This is a genomic window from Sinorhizobium fredii (assembly GCF_002944405.1).
GTDB classification, from domain to species: Bacteria; Pseudomonadota; Alphaproteobacteria; order Rhizobiales; family Rhizobiaceae; genus Sinorhizobium; species Sinorhizobium fredii_C.
The window spans coordinates 2,186,886-2,208,606 of sequence record NZ_CP024307.1 but is presented as its reverse complement, the minus strand read 5'-3'; the positions used below and the strand labels follow the sequence as shown (position 1 = coordinate 2,208,606).

The 21,721-nt window shown below is 62.2% G+C and carries 23 protein-coding genes; 14 read left to right on the top strand and 9 right to left on the bottom strand.

What is annotated here, in order from left to right; translation table 11 throughout:
- Positions 1–55: 55 nt before the first annotated feature.
- From NXT3_RS10920 to NXT3_RS10895, 6 genes are all read left to right on the top strand, one after another.
- Entirely contained in the window at positions 56–2,530 is a 2,475-nt protein-coding gene (locus NXT3_RS10920; RefSeq protein WP_104839985.1) for a beta-mannosidase, read from the top strand.
- 112 nt (positions 2,531–2,642) lie between these two features.
- Positions 2,643–3,404: a sugar phosphate isomerase/epimerase family protein gene (locus tag NXT3_RS10915; protein ID WP_097538229.1), complete on the top strand. Its 762-nt coding sequence runs from the start codon at positions 2,643–2,645 to the stop codon at positions 3,402–3,404.
- A 15-nt stretch (positions 3,405–3,419) separates the two neighbouring features.
- Positions 3,420–4,553, top strand: coding sequence for a Gfo/Idh/MocA family protein (locus NXT3_RS10910; protein WP_097538230.1), 1,134 nt, complete (start codon positions 3,420–3,422; stop codon positions 4,551–4,553).
- Between the two features lie 205 nt (positions 4,554–4,758).
- Positions 4,759–5,787, top strand: coding sequence for an L-glyceraldehyde 3-phosphate reductase (gene mgrA / locus NXT3_RS10905; protein ID WP_097524934.1), 1,029 nt, complete (start codon positions 4,759–4,761; stop codon positions 5,785–5,787).
- 294 nt (positions 5,788–6,081) lie between these two features.
- A complete protein-coding gene (locus NXT3_RS10900) occupies positions 6,082–7,188 on the top strand; it encodes a TRAP transporter substrate-binding protein (protein ID WP_097524933.1) in 1,107 nt (368 codons plus the stop codon).
- 139 nt (positions 7,189–7,327) lie between these two features.
- On the top strand, positions 7,328–7,741 hold the full coding sequence (locus NXT3_RS10895; RefSeq protein ID WP_104839321.1) for a cupin domain-containing protein: 414 nt from the start codon (positions 7,328–7,330) through the stop codon (positions 7,739–7,741).
- A gap of 91 nt (positions 7,742–7,832) precedes the next feature.
- Here NXT3_RS10895 and NXT3_RS10890 read toward each other — a convergent pair whose 3' ends face one another.
- Both NXT3_RS10890 and NXT3_RS10885 read right to left on the bottom strand, forming a co-directional pair.
- On the bottom strand, positions 7,833–9,626 hold the full coding sequence (locus tag NXT3_RS10890) for a TRAP transporter large permease (RefSeq protein ID WP_097524932.1): 1,794 nt from the start codon (positions 9,624–9,626) through the stop codon (positions 7,833–7,835).
- Positions 9,623–10,198, bottom strand: a complete 576-nt coding sequence (locus tag NXT3_RS10885) for a TRAP transporter small permease subunit (RefSeq protein WP_097538233.1) — start codon at positions 10,196–10,198, stop codon at positions 9,623–9,625. The genes NXT3_RS10890 and NXT3_RS10885 overlap by 4 nt, the downstream gene beginning before the upstream one ends.
- 315 nt (positions 10,199–10,513) lie before the next feature.
- Here NXT3_RS10885 and NXT3_RS10880 point away from each other — a divergent pair, with 315 nt between their 5' ends.
- The gene (locus NXT3_RS10880; RefSeq protein ID WP_104839984.1) at positions 10,514–12,142 is read left to right on the top strand and encodes a glycoside hydrolase family 43 protein; all 1,629 of its coding nucleotides are present in this window, start codon (positions 10,514–10,516) and stop codon (positions 12,140–12,142) included.
- 122 nt (positions 12,143–12,264) lie between these two features.
- Entirely contained in the window at positions 12,265–12,636 is a 372-nt protein-coding gene (locus tag NXT3_RS10875) for an RcnB family protein (RefSeq protein WP_037426751.1), read from the top strand.
- 98 nt (positions 12,637–12,734) lie between these two features.
- Here the strand turns inward: NXT3_RS10875 and NXT3_RS10870 are convergent, their stop codons facing one another.
- Entirely contained in the window at positions 12,735–13,757 is a 1,023-nt protein-coding gene (locus tag NXT3_RS10870; protein ID WP_104839320.1) for a zinc ABC transporter substrate-binding protein, read from the bottom strand.
- Between the two features lie 157 nt (positions 13,758–13,914).
- On the opposite strand from NXT3_RS10870, the gene NXT3_RS10865 reads away from it, so the two are divergent.
- The 3 genes from NXT3_RS10865 to NXT3_RS10855 are packed head-to-tail and all read left to right on the top strand — an operon-like array spanning position 13,915 to position 16,032.
- Positions 13,915–14,823 carry an ATP-binding cassette domain-containing protein gene (locus NXT3_RS10865; protein ID WP_104839319.1) on the top strand — a complete coding sequence of 303 codons (909 nt, stop codon included), beginning with the start codon at positions 13,915–13,917 and terminating at the stop codon, positions 14,821–14,823.
- Positions 14,816–15,637 carry a zinc ABC transporter permease subunit ZnuB gene (znuB, locus tag NXT3_RS10860; RefSeq protein WP_037426734.1) on the top strand — a complete coding sequence of 274 codons (822 nt, stop codon included), beginning with the start codon at positions 14,816–14,818 and terminating at the stop codon, positions 15,635–15,637. Before NXT3_RS10865 ends, znuB begins: the two co-directional genes overlap by 8 nt.
- The gene (locus NXT3_RS10855) at positions 15,637–16,032 is read left to right on the top strand and encodes a Fur family transcriptional regulator (protein ID WP_037426730.1); all 396 of its coding nucleotides are present in this window, start codon (positions 15,637–15,639) and stop codon (positions 16,030–16,032) included. Before znuB ends, NXT3_RS10855 begins: the two co-directional genes overlap by 1 nt.
- A 10-nt stretch (positions 16,033–16,042) precedes the next feature.
- Here the strand turns inward: NXT3_RS10855 and NXT3_RS10850 are convergent, their stop codons facing one another.
- From NXT3_RS10850 to NXT3_RS10830, 5 genes are all read right to left on the bottom strand, one after another.
- Positions 16,043–16,696 carry a phytochelatin synthase family protein gene (locus NXT3_RS10850; protein ID WP_104839318.1) on the bottom strand — a complete coding sequence of 218 codons (654 nt, stop codon included), beginning with the start codon at positions 16,694–16,696 and terminating at the stop codon, positions 16,043–16,045.
- Between the two features lie 73 nt (positions 16,697–16,769).
- Complete coding sequence (locus NXT3_RS10845) at positions 16,770–17,300, bottom strand: gamma carbonic anhydrase family protein (protein WP_104839317.1); 531 nt, start codon at positions 17,298–17,300, stop codon at positions 16,770–16,772.
- Between the two features lie 53 nt (positions 17,301–17,353).
- Entirely contained in the window at positions 17,354–18,040 is a 687-nt protein-coding gene (locus tag NXT3_RS10840) for a fumarylacetoacetate hydrolase family protein (protein ID WP_037426723.1), read from the bottom strand.
- A gap of 210 nt (positions 18,041–18,250) precedes the next feature.
- A complete protein-coding gene (locus NXT3_RS10835; protein ID WP_050988417.1) occupies positions 18,251–18,463 on the bottom strand; it encodes a hypothetical protein in 213 nt (70 codons plus the stop codon).
- A 415-nt stretch (positions 18,464–18,878) separates the two neighbouring features.
- Positions 18,879–19,118 carry a DUF982 domain-containing protein gene (locus NXT3_RS10830; RefSeq protein WP_037426721.1) on the bottom strand — a complete coding sequence of 80 codons (240 nt, stop codon included), beginning with the start codon at positions 19,116–19,118 and terminating at the stop codon, positions 18,879–18,881.
- 414 nt (positions 19,119–19,532) lie between these two features.
- Here NXT3_RS10830 and NXT3_RS10825 point away from each other — a divergent pair, with 414 nt between their 5' ends.
- On the top strand, positions 19,533–19,781 hold the full coding sequence (locus NXT3_RS10825; RefSeq protein ID WP_037386209.1) for a hypothetical protein: 249 nt from the start codon (positions 19,533–19,535) through the stop codon (positions 19,779–19,781).
- A gap of 324 nt (positions 19,782–20,105) precedes the next feature.
- On the opposite strand, the gene NXT3_RS10815 is transcribed toward NXT3_RS10825, so the two are convergent.
- Positions 20,106–20,327 carry a hypothetical protein gene (locus NXT3_RS10815; protein WP_234819707.1) on the bottom strand — a complete coding sequence of 74 codons (222 nt, stop codon included), beginning with the start codon at positions 20,325–20,327 and terminating at the stop codon, positions 20,106–20,108.
- 539 nt (positions 20,328–20,866) lie between these two features.
- Here NXT3_RS10815 and NXT3_RS10805 point away from each other — a divergent pair.
- Positions 20,867–21,121 carry a hypothetical protein gene (locus tag NXT3_RS10805; protein WP_097524927.1) on the top strand — a complete coding sequence of 85 codons (255 nt, stop codon included), beginning with the start codon at positions 20,867–20,869 and terminating at the stop codon, positions 21,119–21,121.
- 140 nt (positions 21,122–21,261) lie between these two features.
- Positions 21,262–21,666 (top strand): hypothetical protein, encoded by a 405-nt coding sequence (locus NXT3_RS31630; RefSeq protein WP_158665337.1) that lies wholly within the window; start codon positions 21,262–21,264, stop codon positions 21,664–21,666.
- The last annotated feature ends 55 nt before the right edge of the window (positions 21,667–21,721 follow it).

Sequence of the window (21,721 nt, the reverse complement as noted above, 5' to 3'; positions counted from 1 at the left end):
GTCTCATCGGATGAAAGCCGGCGCGAAATCACCGGCCAATGAATGGACTGTGGGAATGCCTTCCGAGATCAACAACCGTGACCCGATCCGCATCGATCTTTCCGGCGACTGGCTGCTCGCTTCGGCCGACAACAGCCATGCCCTGACGATCGCGCTGCCGGGCGACGTGCACAGCGCGCTGCAGCGCGCCGGCATCATTGCCGACCCCTATCACGGCCGGAACGAGGCGGACGTCCAATGGGTGGCGTACAAGGACTGGGTGCTCGAGCGCACGGTCGCCATCGACGCGAGCGATCTCGAGGGACACTGGTATCTCGATTTCGAGAGCATCGACACGGTCGCCTCGGTCTTCGTCAACGATCGCCTCGTCTTGCAGGCGGACAATTGCTTCCGCCGCCATCGCCCCGATGTGTCGCAGGCACTTGTCGCCGGAGAGAACCGGATCCGCCTCGTGCTGCATTCCTCGATCGCCGAAGGTGCCCGGCGCCAGGCGGAGCAGCCGTTTTACGTGCCCTATCACGACGGCAACTCGCCGATCGCCAACGGCAACACGCTGCGCAAGCCGCAATGCCATTTCGGCTGGGATTGGAACATCGCCATCGCGCCGCTCGGCGTCTACGGCTCGCCGGCGCTCTGCCGGCTTGAGACGGCGCGCATCGAACATGTGACGACACGCCAGGTCTGGCTCGATGATGGGTCTGTCGACCTGCAGGTGACCGTGGAGCTCTATGCCGGCGATCCGGGCATCCTGCCGATCCATTTCGAACTCGACGGCCTGCGCGAGCGCCTGGACTGCAGCGTTGCCGCAGGCGAAACCCGCATCACCCATGTGTTCAACGTGGCGGAACCCAGGCGCTGGTGGCCGGCCGGCAGCGGCGAGCAGGTGCTCTCGATCCTCAAGGTGGAAACGCCCGAGGAGAGCGTCACGCGGCAGATCGGCTTTCGGACGCTCGAACTTGTCACCGACCAGGACGAAGCCGGCAGCCGCTTTGCGTTCCGCGTCAACGGCCGCGAGATTTTCTGCCGCGGCGCCAACTGGATACCGGCGGATGCGCTGACGTCCCGCGTGACGCCGCAGGGTGTCGAGGACCTGTTGCGCTCTGCAGTCGAAGCCAACATGAACATGATCCGCGTCTGGGGCGGCGGCTTCTACGAGCCGGATTGGTTCTACGATCGCTGCGACCGCCTCGGCCTGCTCGTCTGGCAGGACTTCATGTTCGCCTGCAATCTCTATCCCTCGACGGCTGACTTTCTCGAAAACGTTGCCGCGGAAGTCGAGTATCAGGTCAAAAGGCTTCAGTCCCATCCGTCGATTGCGCTCTGGTGCGGAGACAACGAACTGGTCGGAGCGCTGACCTGGTTCGAGGAAAGCCGCAAGGATCGCGACCGCTACCTGGTTTCCTATGACCGGCTGAACCGCACGGTGGAGACTGCGCTCAAGGCCGCCTCGCCGGAGGCGATCTGGTGGCCGTCGAGTCCGTCGGCCGGATATCTCAATTTCGGCGATGCCTGGCATGCGGATGGCGCCGGCGACATGCACTACTGGTCCGTCTGGCACGAGAACAAGTCCTTCGACAATTATCGCACCGTGCGGCCGCGCTTCTGCTCGGAATTTGGCTTCCAGTCCTATACGTCGATGCCGGTGATCCGGCAGTTCGCCGAGGCGGGCGACCTCAACATCGCCTCGCCGGTCATGGAGGCACATCAGAAGAATGCCGGCGGCAACGAGCGGATCGCCGGGACCATGTTCCGCTATTTCCGCTTTCCCAAGGATTTTCCAAGCTTCGTCTATCTGAGCCAGATCCAGCAGGGCCTGGCGATCCGCACGGCCGTCGACTACTGGCGCTCGCTGAAGCCCCATTGCATGGGAACGCTTTACTGGCAGCTCAACGACACCTGGCCGGTCGCCTCCTGGTCGAGCCTCGACTATGGCGGCCATTGGAAGGCCATGCATTACATGGCGCGCCGCTTCTTCCAGCCGGTCGCCGTCGCAGCCATTCCTTCGGTGGATGGCCGGGAGATCGCCTTCTCAGTGGTGAACGATACACCCGAGCCGGTGACGATCGAGCTCGAGGCTTTCCTCGTTGCGCTCGACGGCAGCCGCCGTCCATTGATGGCCGCCATGGGATCCTGCTCGTCGGACCGCGCGGCGACGCTCGTGAGCATCGCCGCAACCGACATTCCCCGGGATACGCTGCTCTTCTGGTCCTTCGAGGTCTCCAACGGCATGCGCGGGGAGGGGCACTACGTCCACGGCACCTACAAGGCGCTCGAACTCGCGCCGTCCGGGCTGTCGCTCGAAGCGGCATCGCGGCCGGACAGCAGTTTCGACGTCACTGCGACCGCGACCGGTCTCGCGCTGCATGTCATGCTCGAGGCCGATGTCGAGGGCCGCTATTCCGATAATGCCTTCGACCTGACGGCGGGCCAATCCAAGACCATTCGCTTTACACCAAGAACCCGGCTCGCCGAGGGCGCTCTGCCGCGCTTCGCCGCCTGCGATCTCGAATCCTGCCAGGGAAAAGGGTGAGTGAGTGAGGCGTATTCCGGCAAATGGCCCGCGGCTCCGCGTCCGACGTATGGGCGGTCGTTATCTCTTTTTTCCAGCAATCCTTCCCGCAAGTCCCACGAGGAGATTCTCAATGAAAGACGTCAGCTTCCAGCTCTATAGCGCCCGCAACTTCCCGCCGCTTGCCGAGGTGCTCTCCGCTCTCGGTGATGCCGGCTACACGCAGGTCGAGGGCTACGGTGCGCTCTACGCGTCGCTTAGCGACGGCGAGATTGCCGGCTTCAAGAGCGGTCTCGATCGCCACGGCCTCTCCATGCCGACCGCCCATTTCGGGCTCGACATGCTCGAGTCGGATCCGGAGCGGGTCCTGAAGATCGCCAAGGCGCTCGGCATCCGCGCCGTCTATTGCCCCTATCTGATGCCCGACCAGCGCCCGACCGATGCGGCCGGCTGGCGCGCCTTCGGAGCGCGGCTGCAAACTGCGGGCAAGCCGTTCCGCGAGGCGGGGCTCGACTTCGGCTGGCACAATCACGACTTCGAGTTCCATCCGCTTGCGGACGGTTCGGTGCCGCTCGACCTGATTTTTGCCGGCGGACCGGAACTCTCCTGGGAGGCCGACATCGCCTGGATCGTGCGCGGCGATGCCGATCCCTTTGCCTGGATCTCGAAATACGGCAGCCGCATCACCGCCGTCCACGTCAAGGACATCGCGCCGAAGGGCGAGAATGCAAGCGAAGACGGCTGGGCGGATGTCGGGCAGGGCACGCTCGACTGGAAGGCGCTCATCCAGGCGCTCTCCAGGACCTCGGCCAAATACTTCATCGCCGAACACGACAATCCCAGCGACTTCCGGCGCTTCGCCAAGCGCTCGCTGGCTTCCATTCAATCCTACTGAGAAGCGGATATTTCCATGGCAAAAGAACTGGGCGTCGGCATCATCGGATGCGGCAATATTTCAACCACCTATTTCAAGCTCGCGCCGCTCTTCAAGGGCATCAGGGTCATCTCCTGCGCCGATATCAATCCGGCCGCCGCCGAGGCGCGTGCCGCTGAATTCGACGTGACGGCGCAAAGCATCGAGGCGATGCTTGTCAATCCGGAGATAGACATCGTCGTCAACCTGACGATCCCGGACGCGCATTTCCCGGTTTCGAAGGCAATCCTCGAATCCGGCAAGCACGTCTATTCGGAGAAGCCGCTGGTGCTCACGCTCGAGCAGGGCGAGGAACTGCGGGCAATCGCAAAAGCGAAGGGGCTGATGGTCGGCTCGGCGCCGGACACCTTCCTCGGCGGCGCGCACCAGCTCGCCCGTGCCCATATCGACGCGGGCAAGATCGGTCGGGTCACATCGGGGACCTGCCATGTGATGAGCCCGGGCATGGAGATGTGGCATCCGAATCCGGACTTCTTCTTCCTGCCGGGCGGCGGGCCGGTGCTCGACCTCGGGCCCTATTACATCGCCAATCTCGTCAATCTCATCGGACCGGTGAAGCGCGTCGCAGCACTTTCCTCGATGGCGAGCCAGACCCGCACGATCACCAGCGAGCCTCGGAAGGGCGAGGTGATCCCGGTCAAGACGCCGACCAACATCCACGCGCTGCTCGAATTCCACAACGGCGCGACAATCACTCTTTCAGCAAGCTGGGACGTCTGGTCGCACCGCCACGCCAATATGGAGCTCTACGGCACCGAAGGCTCGTTGTTCGTACCGGATCCGAATTTCTTCGGCGGCACGGTCGAGGCCAGCGGCCAGGACAAGGAGATCCAGCCGCTCACGATGTGGGAGCACCCGTTCGCCGTCGACAACTGGGAGCATCCGCTCGGCCCGATCGCCAACTATCGCACGGCCGGCCTCGCCGACCTGGCAGACGCCATTCTGACCGGCCGTGATGCCCGTTGCTCGCTCGATCGTGCCCTTCACGCCGTCGACGTCATGGTGTCAATTTTGAAATCGGGCGAGGAGGGCCGCTTCGTGACTCTGTCCACGACCTGCACCCAGCCCGCAGCGCTCGGCATCGGGGAGGCGCAGGCGTTGCTGCGGTGAGGCCGAACAAACCCCTCCCCAACCCCTCCCCACAAGGGGGAGGGGCTTCTCGGCCGGACCGTTTCCACCGCCCTCTCGACCTTTACGCAAGTCACGCAATTGGAAATCGCACGTGATCGCAGCGGGCACGACTTGCCCCTCCCCCTTGTGGGGAGGGGTTGGGGAGGGGTATTCAAAGCACCCGACGCAATTGAGGAGCATAGCCATGGCCTGGCAACCGGCGGAAAACCGATACGAGAAGATGAAGTACAACCGCTGCGGCCGGAGCGGGCTGAAGCTGCCGGCGATTTCACTGGGGCTGTGGCACAATTTCGGCGGCGACACGCCGCATGAGCGCAAGATCGACATGTGCCGGACGGCTTTCGACCTCGGCATCACCCATTTCGATCTCGCCAATAATTACGGTCCGCCGGCCGGTTCGGCCGAGACGGCCTTCGGCGAAATCCTCAGGACCGATTTCGCCGGTCTGCGCGACGAGCTGATCATCTCCTCCAAGGCAGGATACGACATGTGGCCGGGTCCCTATGGCGAATGGGGCAGCCGCAAATATCTGATCGCCTCCTGCGACCAGAGCCTGAAGCGCTTGGGGCTCGACTATGTCGACATCTTCTATTCCCACCGCTTCGATCCGGACACGCCGCTCGAGGAGACCTGCGGCGCGCTCGACCACATCGTCCGCTCGGGCAGGGCGCTTTATGTCGGCATATCCTCCTACAATTCGCAGCGCACCCGCGAGGCGGCAGCGATCCTCAAGGAACTCGGCACGCCATGCCTCATCCACCAGCCGAGCTATTCCATGCTAAACCGCTGGGTCGAAGACGACGGGCTTGTCGACACGCTTGAAGAGCTCGGCATCGGCTCAATCGTCTTCTCACCGCTCGCCCAAGGGATGCTGACGACGAAATATCTGAGCGGAATCCCGCAGGACAGCCGCGCCGCCCAGAACCACTTCCTCAAGAAGGACTTCATTCGTCCGGCGATCACCGACAACATTCGCAAGTTGAACGCGATCGCCGAAGGGCGCGGCCAGACGCTGGCGCAGATGGCGCTTGCCTGGGTGTTGCGCGGCGGGCGCATCACCTCGGCGCTGATCGGCGCGAGCCGCTCCGAGCAGATCGTCGATTGCGTCAGGGCGCTCGATAACGACGCCTTCACGGCCGAGGAACTGGCGGAGATCGACCTCTACGCCCGTGAAGCCGACATCAATCTCTGGGCTTCGTCAGCCGAACGCTGATTGCACCGGAATGCCTTGATTTGCCTTGAATTTACGGCCATCGGACATAGTTTCCCAAGCCTGTACAAAAGTAGGGGGCGGCGGCTCGATGCCGCCGCTGGACATGGGATTGCGTTTATGTAAGGTGCGTTGCTGTTGTCCGGTTTGCGCAGTGCTTTTTGCAACGCGTGCCGGGCGGCAAACGAGGAGAAACAAGGCGCTTTCGATCACCCGAAATGGATCGAGGAAGCCTCGATAGGCGGGGGCGTTGACAGTCGACAGCGTCGATCGCCAGGCGGGAACCAGGGAGGAACTATGGATCGCCGTTCATTCATTAAAAACGCGAGCTTGGGCGGCCTCGGTGCGGCTGCCGCGTCAGCGCTCGCATCGCCGGCCATCGCGCAAAGCAATCCGAAAGTGACCTGGCGTTTGACGTCGTCGTTCCCGAAGTCGCTGGATACGATCTACGGCGGCGGGGAAGTCCTGTCGAAATACGTGTCCGAGGCGACCGACGGCAACTTCCAGATCCAGGTCTTCGCAGCGGGCGAAATCGTCCCGGGGCTGCAGGCCGCCGATGCGGCCGCGGCCGGCACCGTGGAAGCGTGCCACACCGTCGCATACTATTACTGGGGCAAGGACCCGACCTGGGCGCTCGGCGCTGCCGTGCCCTTCGCGCTCAACGCGCGCGGCATGAACGCCTGGCACTATCACGGCGGCGGCATTGACCTGTTCAACGAATTCCTCGGCGGGCAAGGCCTGGTCGGCTTCCCGAACGGCAATACCGGCGTCCAGATGGGCGGCTGGTTCCGCAAGGAAATCAAGACCGTCGCCGACATGAAGGGGCTGAAGATGCGCGTCGGCGGCTTCGCCGGCAAGGTCATGGAGCGCCTCGGCGTGGTGCCGCAGCAGCTCGCCGGCGGCGACATCTACCCGGCCCTCGAGAAGGGCACGATCGATGCCGCCGAGTGGGTCGGCCCTTATGACGACGAGAAGCTCGGTTTCTACAAGGTGGCGCCGTATTACTACTATCCCGGTTGGTGGGAAGGTGGTCCGACGGTGCACGCCATGTTCAACAAGGCGGCCTATGACGGTCTGCCTAAGGCCTATCAATCGCTGCTGCGCACCGCCTGCCAGGCGACAGACGCGAACATGCTGCAGAAGTACGATTTCCTGAACCCGTCGGCGATCAAGCGCCTGGTTGCGGCCGGCGCCAAGCTGAGTCCATTCAGCCCGGAAATCCTGTCGGCCTGCTTCGACGAGGCGAACAAGGTCTATGCGGAGATGGAAGCGTCGAATCCGACCTTCAAGAAGATCTGGGATTCGATCAAGGCGTTCCGCGCCGAATACTACCTGAACGCCCAGATCGCCGAATACAACTACGACACCTTCATGATGATCCAGCAGCGCAACGGCAAGGTCTGAGCTTAACCTCTGTTCCTGACTGCAACCAGCCGCTCGCAACCTTGGTCGCGGGCGGCTTTCTTATTGCCGGACGTCGACCGGCGATTGTCCAGTGGTTTCGTGGTAGGGTTGCCGCCTCAACGCGCAAGGAGGATGCGTAATGCCGAGCGAAAGCCAATCGATCGCGCTCGGCCCCGGAGAGGGGCGGCGCTACGACATGGGTGCGATACAGGCCGTCTTCAAAGCCGATGGAACGGAGACCAAGGACCGCTTTTCGGTCTCGGAGTGGTGGCTGGACGCACGGCATGAAGGGCCGGGTGCCCACAAGCACGATGACAACGACGAGATCTTCTATGTGATCGAGGGCACGGCCAGCATCCTAGTGGGCGACACCTGGCACCAGATGGCGAAGGGGTCGCTTTGCGTCATCCCGCGTGGAACGATGCATGATTTCAAGAACGAGAGCGCGGCCCGCATGGGCCTGCTCAACGTTTTCGTGGGTGGCCCCTTCGAAGAGATGATGCCCATGATCGTCGACTGGTATCGCGACAATCCGGCAAAGCGGCTGGATTAGGAACCGGGTTTTCTTGTCGGGAGCGTAAGCCACAAAGAAAACGGGCGGCCGTGGTCGGGGCCGCCCGATGCATTTCGAGCCGATTCTTGCTCTATTTGAACGACGGCGGCTGACTGAGATCGTTCGAAGGCGCGGTCTGCGGCTGCGGCTGTGCGCCGCCGTTCTGATCAGCGGGCTTCTGGTCGAGCGGGCTGCCACCGGGGAGTTGCAGGCCGCCCGGAAGGCCGAGGCCGCCGCCGTTGTCGGGCAGGGTCAGTCCGCCGCCTCCCGTCCCGAAACCGGGCACCTCGATCTTGATGGTCGACGGATCGACCGTGGCGCCGCTTCCCTTGTAGTGCATGACCATCTGCGGGAAGAGGATCGTCAACGCCACCATCACGATCTGGATGCCGACGAAGGGCACCGCACCCCAATAGATTTGGCCGGTTGTCACCGGCTGCGTCATCTTGCCGGTCACCTTGTCGAGATAGGGCACCCTCGCGGCGACCGAACGCAGGTAAAAGAGCGCGAAGCCGAAGGGCGGATGCATGAAGCTCGTCTGCATGTTGATGCCGAGCAGCACACCGAACCAGATCAGATCGATGCCGAGCTTGTCCGCCGCCGGTGCGAGCAGCGGCACGATGATGAAGGCGAGCTCGAAGAAGTCGAGGAAGAAGGCCAGGAAGAAGACGAGCAGGTTGACGGCGATCAGGAAGCCGATCTCGCCGCCCGGCAGCCCGACCAACAGGTGCTCGACCCAAAGGTGCCCGTTGACGCCGTAGAAGGTTAGCGAGAAGACGCGAGCGCCGATCAGGATGAACAGCACGAAAGCCGAAAGGCGGGTGGTCGACGCGAGCGCAGCCCGGATAACCTCCATGTTGAGGCGGCCTTTCGCCGCAGCCATGATCAGCGCGCCGACTGCACCCATCGCCCCGCCTTCCGTCGGCGTCGCGATTCCGAGGAAGATCGTGCCGAGCACGAGAAAGATCAGCGCCAGCGGCGGGATCAGCACGATGATGACCTGTTGGGCGAGGCGCGACAGGGCATTGAGCTTCATGGCCCGATCGACGAGCGCAACGACATAGATGATCGCGACGCCGACGGTCGCGCCGAGAATGTCGGCGTTTTCGCCCTGGGTTGGCGACAGGTAGACATGCGCCGCATAGGCGATGCCGGCTGCTACGAGTAGCGCGACGATGAGCGACGCCACGCCCGATCCGAGCGTACGCGCTTCCAGCGGCAGCGCCGGCATGGAATCGCGCTTCAGGAAGGTCATAAGCAGGATGTAGCCCATGTAGAGGCCTGTCAGCACGAGACCCGGGATCAGGGCGCCGGCATACATGTCGCCGACGGAGCGGCCGAGCTGGTCGGCAAGAACGATCAGCACAAGCGACGGCGGGATGATCTGGGCAAGCGTGCCGGAGGCGGCGATGACGCCCGACGCGATGCGCCGGTCATAGCCGTAGCGCAGCATGATCGGCAGCGAGATCAGGCCCATGGCGATGACCGAGGCCGCCACCACACCGGTGGTTGCCGCAAGCAGCGCGCCGACGAAGATCACCGCATAGGCGAGGCCGCCGCGGACGGGGCCGAAGAGCTGGCCGATCGTGTCGAGAAGGTCCTCGGCCATGCCGGAGCGTTCGAGCACGATCCCCATGAAGGTGAAGAAGGGGATGGCAAGCAATGTGTCGTTCGACATCACCCCCCAGAAGCGCTCCGGCAGGGCGTTGAGCAGCGGCCAGGAGAGATTGATCGAATCCGAAAGCGGCGCCAGTTCCACGCCGATGATGAAGAACAGCAGGCCGTTGGCGGCAAGCGAGAAGGCGACCGGGTACCCCAGCAGCAGGAACACGATCAATGAGGCGAACATGATCGGCGCCAGGTTTTCAGCGATGAGCTCGATCACGGGCGTACCTCCGGAGCGACGGGGTCTTCAAGCGGCGCGTGGGTCGGTACGTAGGGGGTCGGATCGTCCATGTTGCCGGTCATGATGGCAATCTTCTTGATGATTTCCGAGACGCCCTGCAAGGCGAGGAGAATGAAGCCGAACAACAGGATGGCCTTGGCCGGCCAGATGATCAGCCCGCCGGCGCTCGACGATACCTCGCCCGAGACATAGGACATTCGGACGTAAGGCACGAGGTAGTAGAGCATCAGGACCACGAAGGGCATCAGGAAGAAGACGTGCCCGAAGAGATCGATCCAATGCTGGACGCGCCGCGAGAACATTCCGTAGACGACATCGATCCGGATGTGCTCGTTCTGGCTGAGCGTATAGGCGGCGGCGAACATGAAGGCGGCGCCGAAGAGGTACCATTGCGCCTCGAGCCAGGCGTTGGACGACACGTTGAAAGCTTTTCTGATGACCGCGTTGCCGGCGCTGACGAGAACGGCGACGAGTATGAGCCAGGAAACTGCCTTGCCGATTCTCTCGGTAATGGCATCGATCAATCGGCTGAAGCCGAGTAACGGATTCATTGAATACCTCCCCGCATTGGCTGGTTTTTGGTGTTCTGCCAAGCACAGTCACAGTGCCGATTTCAAGCTTGCTTTCAAGTCTGGGCGGCCATTTTTCCATTTCGTGGCCGGCGGATGTACGAAAGTATCATGGGGAGGCCCTCGGAGTGCCTCAAGCTCCGGCGCTAGGCCCGATATACCGCCCTGTATTGGCGTGCGGTTCCCCTCGTGGAGGCGATTCGGTCACCCTCCGCGCATGCGCTGGATGGACAGGAAAGGCCTTGAAACGGCGCCGAGTTTGGGGCTGGATGCTGCGCAAAGATGGAGGAGCAAGACATGACCGCGATGATCCGCAATCCGATCCTGCCGGGCTTCAATCCCGACCCCTCGATCTGCCGAGTTGGCGACGACTATTACATCGCGACGTCCACCTTCGAGTGGTTCCCGGGCGTGCAGATCCACCACTCGCGCGACCTCGTGAACTGGCGTCTCGTCCGCCGACCGCTGGAGCGGGCTAGTCAGCTCGACATGCGCGGCAATCCCGACAGCTGCGGCATATGGGCCCCGTGCCTTTCCTATTGCGACGGGCTGTTCTGGCTGGTCTATACGGACGTGAAGCGCTTCGACGGCAACTTCAAGGATGCGCACAACTACATCGTCACCGCGGAAGCGGTGGAGGCGACCTGGTCGGATCCCGTCTATGTCAATTCCTCGGGATTCGATCCGTCGCTCTTCCATGATGACGACGGCCGCAAGTGGTTCCTGAACATGCAGTGGAACCATCGCACGGAGAGTTTTGGCGGTGCGCCGAAGCATCCGGCTTTCGACGGAATCTTGCTGCAGGAATGGGACGAGCGGACGCGCAAGCTCGTCGGTCCCGTCAAAAACATCTTCGCCGGCAGTCCGCTCGGTCTCGTCGAGGGGCCGCATCTCTTCAAGCGCGACGGATGGTATTACCTGACCACGGCGGAAGGGGGGACGGGCTACGACCATGCGGTGACCATGGCGCGCTCGCGGACGATCGACGGGCCGTACGAGGTGCACCCGCAGGTCCATCTCATAACCTCGAAGGATCATCCGGAAGCGCCGCTGCAGCGGGCCGGCCACGGTCAGTATGTCGAGACGCCGGATGGGCAGGCCTATCACACCCACCTTTGCGGCCGGCCGCTGCCGCCGCAGCGCCGCTGCACCCTCGGTCGCGAGACGGCCCTGCAGAAGTGCGTCTGGCGGGAAGACGGTTGGCTCTATCTGGAAAGCGGCATCGTGCCGGAGCTGAGCGTCCCGGCTCCGGCCGAGACGAGCGTTCTTTCGCAGCCCGCCGTCATCGAGACGGATTTCGACGAGACGATCCTTGCGCCGGAGTTTCAATGGCTGCGCACGCCGCTGCCGGAGCGAATCTTCTCGCTGGAAAGGCGCGAAGGGCATTTGCGCCTGTTCGGCCGCGAAAGCATCGGCAGTTGGTTCGAGCAGGCGCTCGTGGCGAGGCGCCAGGAGCATCATTCGTTCCGAGCCGAGACTGTCGTCGACTTTGCACCCCATACCTACCAGCAGGTCGCCGGCCTGACGCACTATTATAACCGCCACAAGTTCCACGCGCTCGGCGTCACCTGGCACGAGACGCTCGGCCGTGTGGTCACCATCCTCTCATGCCCGGGCGATTTTCCGCATGGGCGTCTGCAGTATCCGGCCGGTAGCGGCGTGACGGTGCCGGACGGCGCGGTTCACCTGGCAATGGAGGTGAGGGAAAACGAACTCCAATTCTTCTGGCGGACCACCGCTGAGGAGGATTGGGCCTCCATCGGCCCTGTGCTGGATGCGAGCGTCGTCTCGGACGAGGGCGGCCGCGGCGAGCACGGCTCTTTCACCGGCGCCTTTGCCGGCATGTTCGCCTTCGACACGTCCGGCAGCGGCATGCCGGCGGATTTCGACCGGTTCCGCTATCAGGCGCTTGGTTCTATGATCTGATATTTGTTTGTAAGAAAGTACTTATAAGCATCGATTATCATTACATAAATGTAATCTCGACTTCATATTCGGTTCAGGAGGCGGGAACTAGTTTCCAGGGGCAGACAAAGAAAGGAAACCCTATGAAACGCCTCTTGATCGCGCTTGTCGCCAGTTCATTCCTCGCCACGCCGATGGCGTTCGCTCAGTCGGCCGGCGCCTCGTTCGAGCTTGCACAGGCGCATGATCGCTATCGCTACCGGCCGGTCGATCGCCATGTCGATAAGCGCGTCGAAAAGACCATCGAAAAACGCGTCATCATCAAGAAATACCGTTGGGCGCGCGGCCATAGGCTGAGCCCGTCCGAGCGGCGGCATATGGACTATGTCCGGGATTACCGGCGCTATCGGCTGCGGACTCCACCGCGCGGCCAGCAATGGGTGCGCGTCGACAACGACTTCCTGCTGATCAGCCTTGCTACGGGTGTCATCGTCGGCTTGGCCTCGGCCCATTAGTATGTGAATGCGAGGGGCGAGAGGAATTCGGCGCTCGACGGCGCCATGAAGAAGGCGGGCTCCTGCGAACCCGCCCTCGCTACCGCGGGAGGGCGACGTCAGCTGGCCGAAGAAAGGCAGTCTTTGAGCGACGTTCCGACATTCTCCATCAGCTGGAAGTAAAGATCCGGGCCTGCCTCAAGAGTGGCCGCCTCCGGGTCGAGCGTGCCGGACTTGGCCGGCGTGCCCTCTAGGACGACATTGACCAGCTTCGGCTCGAATTGCGGTTCGGCAAAGACACAGGTGGCTCCGAGATCCTCGATCTTGGCGTGGATCTCGGAAAGCCGCTCCGCGCCCGGTAATACCTCCGGGCTGACGGTGATCGAGCCTGCGACGCGCACTTTGTAGCGGTGCTCAAAATATTGATAGGCATCATGGAAAACGATGAAGGGCTTGTCCTTGATCGGCGCAACCGTCTCGGCGAGGCTCTTATCCAGGCCATCGAGCCTCTGGTTCAGTTTTTCCAGATTGGCCTTATAGGCCGCGGCATTGGCGGGATCGGTGTCGGCGATCGTCTTCTCGATCTCGGCGGCCATGGCCTTGGCATTCATCGGGTCGAGCCACAGATGCATGTCGAATTCGCCTTCGCCGTGACCGTGATGGTGCTCGGCTTCCTGCGCTGCGGCGCCATGAGCGTCGGCATCGTGCCCCTCATGGCTGGCTTCCTCGGCGCCGTGCCCGTGCCCTTCCTCGCCATGCTCGTCGCCATCGTCGTGCGGTTCGAAGGCGCCGCCCTCGCGAAACTTGAGCTTCTCGATGCCGGGCGCCTCGCTGAGTTCGACCACTTTTGCGCCGCCACCGAGGGCTTCGAGCGGCTTTTCAAGGAAGATTTCGAGCCCGGGGCCGACCCAGAACACCAGATTTGCCGCCTGCAGTGCTGCGGCGTTCGAAGGCTTCATATTGTAGGTATGGGGCGAGGCTGCGCCTTCGACGATCAACGACGGCTCGCCTACGCCCTGCATGATCGAGGCGACGAGAGAGTGGATCGGCTTGATCGAGACCACCACGTTGGGAGCTTCCGCCCAGGCGGGCGACGACAGAAGTAGGTTGGAGAGCAGGAGGAGGGCAGGCGTCGATTTCATCGGATTCTCCGAGCTTGCAGTTCAAAGTTAAAATCGCACCGGCGAATCCGCGCTTCCAAGACTGCGCGACATCGCCATGTAATGTTATTACATCCATTGCGTTATGCTATAACGTGTGCGATAGCCAGAGGCAACCGTGAAAAGACGGAATTTTTCGATGCTGAATTTCCGATCGCCAGACATTGCGCCGCTTGTCAGCCTTACCAATGCGGGCGTACGCCGCAATGGGCGCTGGCTGGTGCGCGGCGTCGAATTCTCGATCAGCCGCGGCGAGATCGTCACGCTCATCGGTCCGAACGGATCGGGGAAATCGACGACCGCGAAGACCGCCATCGGCGTGCTGAGGCCCGACGAAGGGAATGTCGCGCGGCTTGCCGGTCTCAAGGTCGGCTACGTACCGCAAAAGCTAGCCGTCGATTGGACTCTGCCGCTGACGGTCGAGCGGTTGATGACACTGACCGGTCCATTGAAGGGCAGGGAGATCGAGGAGGCGCTGGCCTCAACGGGCATGCTGCATATGGCCAAGGCCGAGGTGCAGCATCTTTCGGGGGGCGAATTCCAGCGGGCGCTGCTGGCGCGCGCCATCGCCCGCAAGCCGGATCTTCTCGTTCTCGACGAGCCGGTGCAGGGCGTCGACTTTTCCGGCGAGATCGCGCTTTACGAATTGATCAAGCAGATCCGCAACCGCACCGGCTGCGGCATCCTGCTGATCTCGCATGATCTGCACATCGTCATGGCGGAGACCGATACTGTCGTTTGCCTGAATGGCCATGTCTGCTGCCGCGGAACGCCGCGGGCCGTCAGCCAAAGCCCGGAATATCTGAAGCTCTTCGGGCGCAGGGCCGCCGGGGCACTGGCCGTCTACAGCCATCATCACGACCACACGCATCTGCCGGACGGGCGGGTGCTGCACGCCGACGGCAGCATCACCGAGAGCTGCTTCCCCGGCGATGGCCATCATCACCATGACGAGGCCGAAAACGTCCACGACCACGAGCCGGACTGCGGCTGCGGCCATCACACACGGCTGCACGGCTTTGACGCCGCGGAGAAGCGCGATGCTTGACGATTTCTTCATCCGGGCGCTGCTCGCCGGCATCGGCATCGCCATGGTCGCGGGACCGCTCGGCTGCTTTGTCATCTGGCGGCGCATGGCCTATTTCGGCGACACGATGGCCCATTCGGCGCTGCTTGGAGTGGCGCTATCGCTGCTTCTCGACCTCAATCTGATGATCAGCGTCTTCATCGTCGCCTCGGCCGTTTCCCTGCTGCTTCTCTTTCTGCAGAGGCGCGGCGCCCTGTCGACGGATGCGCTGCTCGGCATCCTGTCGCATTCGGCGCTGTCGATCGGCTTGGTCATCGTCGCCTTCATGACCTGGGTCCGCATCGACCTCGTCGGCTTCCTCTTCGGCGATATCCTCGCCGTTTCGGAGGCCGATATCGACATTATCTGGGGCGGCGGCATCCTGGTGATCCTGGCGCTCGTCTATCTCTGGCGGCCCTTGCTCGCCTCGACGGTCAATCCGGAGCTTGCAGAGGCCGAGGGACTGAAGCCGGGACGGGCGCGGCTCGTCTTCATGCTGCTGATGGCGCTGGTGATCGCCATTGCCATGAAGATCGTCGGCATTCTCCTCATCACCTCGCTGCTGATCATCCCGGCGGCGACCGCGCGCCGCTTCGCCACCTCGCCGGAGGTGATGGCGGTCCTCGCCTCGCTGATCGGCGCTCTCGCCGTCGCCGGCGGGCTTTTTGGCTCGCTGCACTGGGATACACCCTCCGGACCATCGATCGTGGTTGCCGCGCTGGCGCTTTTCGTGCTCAGTCTGCTGCCGGTCGGCCGACCAGGGCGCGCGTCGCATTCTTCGCAGGGAGGACATTGATGGGTACGCCCCAATTGACGAAAAACCAGTCGCTGGTGATGGGCGCGCTCTCTCATTCGGACGGACCGATGAGCGCCTACACGATCCTCGACAAGCTCAGGGACCACGGCTTCCGGGCGCCGCTCCAGGTCTATCGCGCCCTCGACAAGCTGCTGGAATACGGCCTCGTCCACCGGCTGGAAAGCCTCAACGCCTTCGTGGCCTGCACGTGCCCGCATGAGCACGAGCATGACCACGGCGTGACTGCCTTCACGATCTGCGAGGGCTGCGGGCAGGTGACCGAGTTCCACGACGAGGCGATCGAACAGCGGCTGTCGACGCTCGTTCGCGCCCAGAGCTTCAAGACCGAGAAGACCACGATCGAAATCCGCGGGCACTGCAAGAGCTGCGCCTGAAGCCGTCCATCTATTCGATCAGCAACAATCCGCGCTTGCGGTCGCCGTCCAAGGTGTTCACCGCCGAATAGAGCTTTTCGCGCGAAACGAGCCAGGGCTTGAAGCGCTCGTTTACGTCCAGGACGAAAACCAAATCTTCCGCCTCGAGATAGCCGCCGATCGGCGAGTGATGGCCGACGCCGGCGCCGAAGATCGCCTCTCGTGAAAAGTTGACGATATAGCGCTTGGCCGGATCGTTGCTCGCCCGCAAATGCCGCCGAAACTCCTCCGGCGTCAGGTCCCGCAACACGCTGACATTGCGATCCGTCTGGGCGCCCGCCACCTCGGCAAGCTCGTCGAGCGTCAGCCCCATCCAGCAGAAGCCGAGCCGGCACCAGCCGGTGCCCTCGAGCACCTCGGTTTCGGTGGTCTCCTCTTCGCCTATGGAGCGGAAGAGGTTGGCGACGCTCGCCGGGCCGCAGAAGGAGCCGTTCGCCTGCCACGTCAGTGTCCGCCCATAGCTCAGGGCGACCGGGAGACTCCAGGCGCGGTCCAGCAGGTCAGGCGATTGCTCGACCGAGGCGCGGATCGCAGCCGGCGAAACCTCGGCTGGGCGCAAGACATAGACGCCGCCGAGGAGGACGGAGAGACCAATTGCGGCACCGACGAGAATTCCACGCCTCATCGCCCTGACCTCTGAAAATGGTGGCAGAGCATAGCGCAATGCGATAGCCGCGCCTACCGATGCTGTCGAAGGCTCAATCCAGCTGGGTAAACTGTGCGGCGTAGCGCTGCCAGTTCTTTACATAATGTTCGGCCGAACGCTTCAAGCCTTGCACGGCCGCGTCGTCGAGCGTCCGGATCACCTTGGCCGGGGCGCCGACGATCAATGAGTTGTCTGGAAATTCTTTGCCTTCGGTGACCAGCGCATTGGCGCCGACCAGGCAGTTGCGGCCGATCCTGGCGCCGTTCAGGACGGTGGCGCCCATGCCGATCAGCGAGTTGTCACCGATGCTGCAGCCGTGAACGATGGCTCTGTGGCCGATGGTGCAGCCTTCGCCGATCGTCACCGGGAAGCCCGGATCGACATGGACGATCACCGCCTCCTGGATGTTGGTGCGTGCACCGATGCGGATCGGCTCGTTGTCGCCGCGCAAGGTCGCGCCGAACCAGATGCCGACGTCTTCGCCGATCTCCACCTGGCCGATGACATGGGCGTCCGGCGCCATCCAGTAGCTGCCTTGCGGCGGCGTGTTCGGCTGCAGCGGTCCCAATGCATAAAGTGGCATGGTGCGTTCCTTCTGCTGAGCGGAAAGGCGCGGGCAGCCTTCCACGCGGCGCGTCAGACGACCTTGACGGAGAGCGCCGCGATACCGTCGATGCCGCAGGTGATGACGTCGCCGCGCTCGACGGCACCCACGCCGGCGGGCGTTCCGGTCATGATGATGTCGCCGGGTGCCAATGTGAAGAGGCGTGAGAGTTCGGCGATGATCTCCGGCACCGTCCAGATCATCTGGGCGAGGTCGCCCTGCTGGCGCGTCTCGCCATTGACCTTCAGCCAGATATTGCCGTTTGCCGGATGGCCGACGGCCGTCGCCGGCGCGATTGCCGAAATCGGCGCGGAATGCTCGAAGGCCTTGGCCGCGGTCCAGGGCCGGCCGGACTCTTTCGCCTGGGCCTGCAGGTCGCGGCGGGTGAAATCGATGCCGACGCCATAGCCGTAGACATGCGCGGTCGCTTCTTCGACCGGGATATCCGCACCGCCGTGGCGAAGGGCAACGACCAGTTCCACCTCGTGGTGCACGTCCGAGGAGAGCGGCGGATAGGGGAAATCCTGGCCGGTCGGCAGCAGGTTGTCGGCATTCTTCTGGAAAAAGAACGGCGGCTCGCGCTCGGGGTCATGTCCCATCTCGCGCGCATGGGCCGCATAGTTGCGGCCGACGCAATAGACGCGGCGCACCGGAAAGCCGACGGCACTCCCGGAAATCGGCAAAAGCACAGGAGGTGAGGGCGGTATGACGGTTTCCAAAATGGCGGTTTCCTGTCGTCCGGTTCTCGCATCGGCCAGTCTGGCGCCGAGCAAATGAATATGCGGGAGGCGAAACGCTACAGCGACCCACCGTGCCGGCTGGACGGTGGTGCTGTAGCGAATCTTTGGTGGGACGTTAGCAGCCGGAAGGGCTGCGGCAATAGGCAAACTTATGCCGAGAGTGATTTATAGGGCTCGCAGGGCCTGCGGTCAGGCGCAGCAGCGGGCATAGGCTTCAAGCTGGTCGCGGGTCAGAAAGCGACCGTCCGAGCGCGAGTTGAGTTCCGGGTGGCTGTATTCGAGGCTCGGCACTTCGGGAAGCTCAAGGGCCTGGCGAACGGTCATGATGCCGATGTCCTTGCGGCCGGTTTCACGCTTCATGCTGACTTCGACGATACGTCGGAGATTGCTCTCTCTCATCATGATGTCTCTCCCGTAGTATTTTCTTTTCCCTTTTTATCCGGAGTTAAACACTCCGAACTTGTTCTTTATGAGGCACCTCAGAATATAAGGGCTTTAGATGAACGCTTCACGACAGAAATCCGGCGGTTTCGCGGAAATTTCCGTGTCATTTCAAGATTGGTCGCAAATTCGGCCTCGCCCGAAGGCATGCTGATGACTTAAAGTTTGCGCCCTTGCTTATATTGGAAACGACCTTGATCTTCAAGCAAAGCCGTTGGCTGACGATATTAATACTATTTATGCGCCCCGCGATCTACCTATAAATATTATGATTTCGGCCTCCCGACGCGGTTTTGGCGAGCAAATAGCAGACAATACAGGTGCGGGCGTACACAGACGCTGAACACTGGATCGGTCGAAATAGCGTCTCTCCGGCTCAATGAGCTCTCAGATGCGCTTCCTCGACGGCAAAAATGAACAGCCTGCGCGCCTCGTCGGGAGTCCGACGGCCGGCAATCGCCGCACGGCAGGCGCTGCGCGCTGCGACGTAATAGGGACCGCGGTGCGGCCATTGACCTGCCAGGCATGCGAGCGCATCGGACGGCCCCTTGACCATGCGGATATCGCCGGCGGTCAGTCCAAGCTCGATAGGACGGTTCCACAACACCTGATGCATGCTTCTCCTCCTGAGGTGCGACGTCCCGGACAAGTCCGGGACCGGCGAATTTCGGTTCCGACAGTCGGGTGGAGGGCCCTCGAGCGCGGCTCCTCCCGCCTATTCGAGTTTCGAATGCAAAAACGTCGTCGGCCATGGCCCGGTTCCGCGCAGGCTCTGGGCGCGTCCGCAGTCAGGCTCTTCAATCTAGCGCAGGTTTTTTCGTTTGTCCGCATTTTCGAGAGGCTGGCCTTTTTGCGTCCGTGCAAGCGGCCGACAGTGCCCGGCCGCGCATTTCGGCCGGCCCGCCGCTTCCCTCCAAGGTTGTTCCGTTCGCGATAACCGTTCTTCCCCGCCTCTGGCCGCAAGCCCCTCAATTGCTGGGGTTTCAAGCACTTGATTGCCAGCCTACTATATTTTCGGCTGGAGGCTGAAATGATAGAGGTTGCAGAGATCCGCTTGACATGGTTGCCGCTGCGCAACGGAACCTATTGTGCCATGCTGGGCCGGCACGAAGTCGCCTTCGTCATGAAGCGCGAGACGATGAGCGACTGGGCCTGGCGCATTTCGCATTGCAACGGCACCAACAATACCGGCTTTCATTATGCGCCGACGCTTGAGGGCGCCAAGTCGGCGGTGCTGGCCGGCGTCCAGGAGTGGTTCCGGCAGGCTGGATTTCGGTAGCCGACCAGCCATGGCCGCCGCGTCGCCGCTGCACATCAAGTCGGCCGGCGGGGCGCGCGGCGCAACGATGTCGTGGCTCTGCGATGCACACCGAGCGGTCTTGCCATCTCGCCTTCTTTGCGTCGGCGCAGTACAAGGCCCCGACCCGCATCGCTCACGCCGCAGATGATCATGAATCCGCATGTTCATCTGTGCAGTTGGCGGAACTCTTTCAACGCGGCGTCGCGCCGCTGGTCCAGATAGTCGGCCAAATCCTGCAGAGGGTTTTTAATTGCGAGTTAGCGCTTCGAAAGCTACGGCCCAAAAGCAAAGAATCCGAAATCTTCAGGCATTTCCGGCGGCGCCGCTTCCCGCCAGCAACCGCAAGACTTCAGTTTGAATGCTTGCGCAAATGTCCCTGTATTCTGCCACGAGCTCCGGCTGTATCGGCGTTTGTGTACTCAGTCTTTCCAGTGCTGCCGCCGAGAGGGCGTAGGCTTCGAAAAGGTCGTCGAGTTCAGCGCTCTTTATGGAGAGCAGTTGCTTTCGATGTTGCGGCAGAGCCATCGCCAAGCGCGCTCTGCCGACTCGAATCACGGACATGTTTTTGCCTGCTTGCTGCTGATTGCGTTGTCGGCGAACAACTAGCGCGCAAAGAAATTCAGCGCGTCGTCGGGACGTCTGTGATTTGCGGCGCGTACACGACTGTCTCAGTGCTGTTCTCCGACCACGCTCCACCGATTGTAAGATAGGCTAGGAGAGCGCCAACAGAGAGCAAGAGAAGGCCGATGGGAAGGCCCGGCGAGGCGCTCCGTTCCGGCTTGTTGTTATCCTGGACAAACATAATCGCACTCCCACGGAAGACTGAGGGAAGAACGGAAAAGGCTTTCACCAGTTCCCGCCGGACTGCCGTAAGGGACTTTAGTCCGAGCAGATCTGGACAAAGGTCTTACCCCCATTGCCGAGGGTTTTTCCTGATCCATATGCGACCATGCGCACTCGCTAAACAAATGCTGAAGCCTGATGGTGCGAGTCCCAGAGCGGCGCTTCCGCCCCTTCCGCAATGCTCTGGGATTTTCCCCTTCGGCAACCTGGGAGGAGGCTCGATGGCTCATTCAACAAAGAAGATCCAGATCGCACCGACGCTGGAGAGCGAAGCCGAGCTTGTGGAGCAGGTCGTCACCGATTGGTGCGACGTGCACCGGGTCGATCCGAAGAGCCACACGGCGGTAATGGAAGGTCTGAGAGTTCTATATTTTATGCGAGAGTTCGATATAAAGAATAGAAGGCAGCTTCTGAAAGCACTACTCGACAGCGACGAAGGGAATATTCCCGAAGCGCCACATGGATCCAAGGCTTAATCGACAAGCCGGCCCCGCCTGTTAAAATGAGCCCATAGGAAAAAATACCCGTCTCGACTGAATGAGCTCGTTGGTCCGCCGCAAACAATCGGGCTCATCTTTCCTCCACGAAATTCGAGGCTCGATCGCTGTAGTGCTCCATGAGCTTGTGGGAGCTCCTCGAGCGTCGGCCGGCGATCGCGTGCGACGACTTCGCAACCAGGCCGAGGCGCTTCAATACGACCTGGGCGTCCTCCATGGCCGGGTGGTCGAGATCGATCTTCCAGGCGGGGCGGGCGATCGCGAAAATACTCGACAGGTGTGAGATGTATTTGACGCCGGCCGACGACCCTGCGAAAGCTTTTCGCGAATTCGGCAATCTCGGCGCTGCAATGTCGTTGCAGGACGTCTTGGCGATCTCGCTCTTTCAGCTTCTCGAGCGCGCCTGGTTCCGCCAATGCGGTTTCCCGCTTCTTCAGCCAAGCCGCGGCGGCCAGCCGACGTTCGAACGTCTGCGCCTGGACTGTGGCGCCATCTCGCATTATTCGGATCTGCGCAGTATATGATTTCTGCCCATTGCGAGGCTTTTGCTCGCCAATGGTGCTCATGATTTTTCTACAC

Bases quoted from the DNA above. Each gene is read 5' to 3' on its own strand.
- NXT3_RS10920 (WP_104839985.1), top strand. From the start codon at position 56: ATGCCTTCCGAGATCAACAACCGTGACCCGATCCGCATCGATCTTTCC.
- NXT3_RS10915 (WP_097538229.1), top strand. From the start codon at position 2,643: ATGAAAGACGTCAGCTTCCAGCTCTATAGCGCCCGCAACTTCCCGCCG.
- NXT3_RS10910 (WP_097538230.1), top strand. From the start codon at position 3,420: ATGGCAAAAGAACTGGGCGTCGGCATCATCGGATGCGGCAATATTTCA.
- mgrA (WP_097524934.1), top strand. From the start codon at position 4,759: ATGGCCTGGCAACCGGCGGAAAACCGATACGAGAAGATGAAGTACAAC.
- NXT3_RS10900 (WP_097524933.1), top strand. From the start codon at position 6,082: ATGGATCGCCGTTCATTCATTAAAAACGCGAGCTTGGGCGGCCTCGGT.
- NXT3_RS10895 (WP_104839321.1), top strand. From the start codon at position 7,328: ATGCCGAGCGAAAGCCAATCGATCGCGCTCGGCCCCGGAGAGGGGCGG.
- NXT3_RS10885 (WP_097538233.1), bottom strand. From the start codon at position 10,198: ATGAATCCGTTACTCGGCTTCAGCCGATTGATCGATGCCATTACCGAG.
- NXT3_RS10880 (WP_104839984.1), top strand. From the start codon at position 10,514: ATGACCGCGATGATCCGCAATCCGATCCTGCCGGGCTTCAATCCCGAC.
- NXT3_RS10875 (WP_037426751.1), top strand. From the start codon at position 12,265: ATGAAACGCCTCTTGATCGCGCTTGTCGCCAGTTCATTCCTCGCCACG.
- NXT3_RS10870 (WP_104839320.1), bottom strand. From the start codon at position 13,757: ATGAAATCGACGCCTGCCCTCCTCCTGCTCTCCAACCTACTTCTGTCG.
- NXT3_RS10865 (WP_104839319.1), top strand. From the start codon at position 13,915: ATGCTGAATTTCCGATCGCCAGACATTGCGCCGCTTGTCAGCCTTACC.
- znuB (WP_037426734.1), top strand. From the start codon at position 14,816: ATGCTTGACGATTTCTTCATCCGGGCGCTGCTCGCCGGCATCGGCATC.
- NXT3_RS10855 (WP_037426730.1), top strand. From the start codon at position 15,637: ATGGGTACGCCCCAATTGACGAAAAACCAGTCGCTGGTGATGGGCGCG.
- NXT3_RS10850 (WP_104839318.1), bottom strand. From the start codon at position 16,696: ATGAGGCGTGGAATTCTCGTCGGTGCCGCAATTGGTCTCTCCGTCCTC.
- NXT3_RS10845 (WP_104839317.1), bottom strand. From the start codon at position 17,300: ATGCCACTTTATGCATTGGGACCGCTGCAGCCGAACACGCCGCCGCAA.
- NXT3_RS10835 (WP_050988417.1), bottom strand. From the start codon at position 18,463: ATGATGAGAGAGAGCAATCTCCGACGTATCGTCGAAGTCAGCATGAAG.
- NXT3_RS10830 (WP_037426721.1), bottom strand. From the start codon at position 19,118: ATGCATCAGGTGTTGTGGAACCGTCCTATCGAGCTTGGACTGACCGCC.
- NXT3_RS10825 (WP_037386209.1), top strand. From the start codon at position 19,533: ATGATAGAGGTTGCAGAGATCCGCTTGACATGGTTGCCGCTGCGCAAC.
- NXT3_RS10815 (WP_234819707.1), bottom strand. From the start codon at position 20,327: ATGGCTCTGCCGCAACATCGAAAGCAACTGCTCTCCATAAAGAGCGCT.
- NXT3_RS10805 (WP_097524927.1), top strand. From the start codon at position 20,867: ATGGCTCATTCAACAAAGAAGATCCAGATCGCACCGACGCTGGAGAGC.
- NXT3_RS31630 (WP_158665337.1), top strand. From the start codon at position 21,262: ATGAGCTTGTGGGAGCTCCTCGAGCGTCGGCCGGCGATCGCGTGCGAC.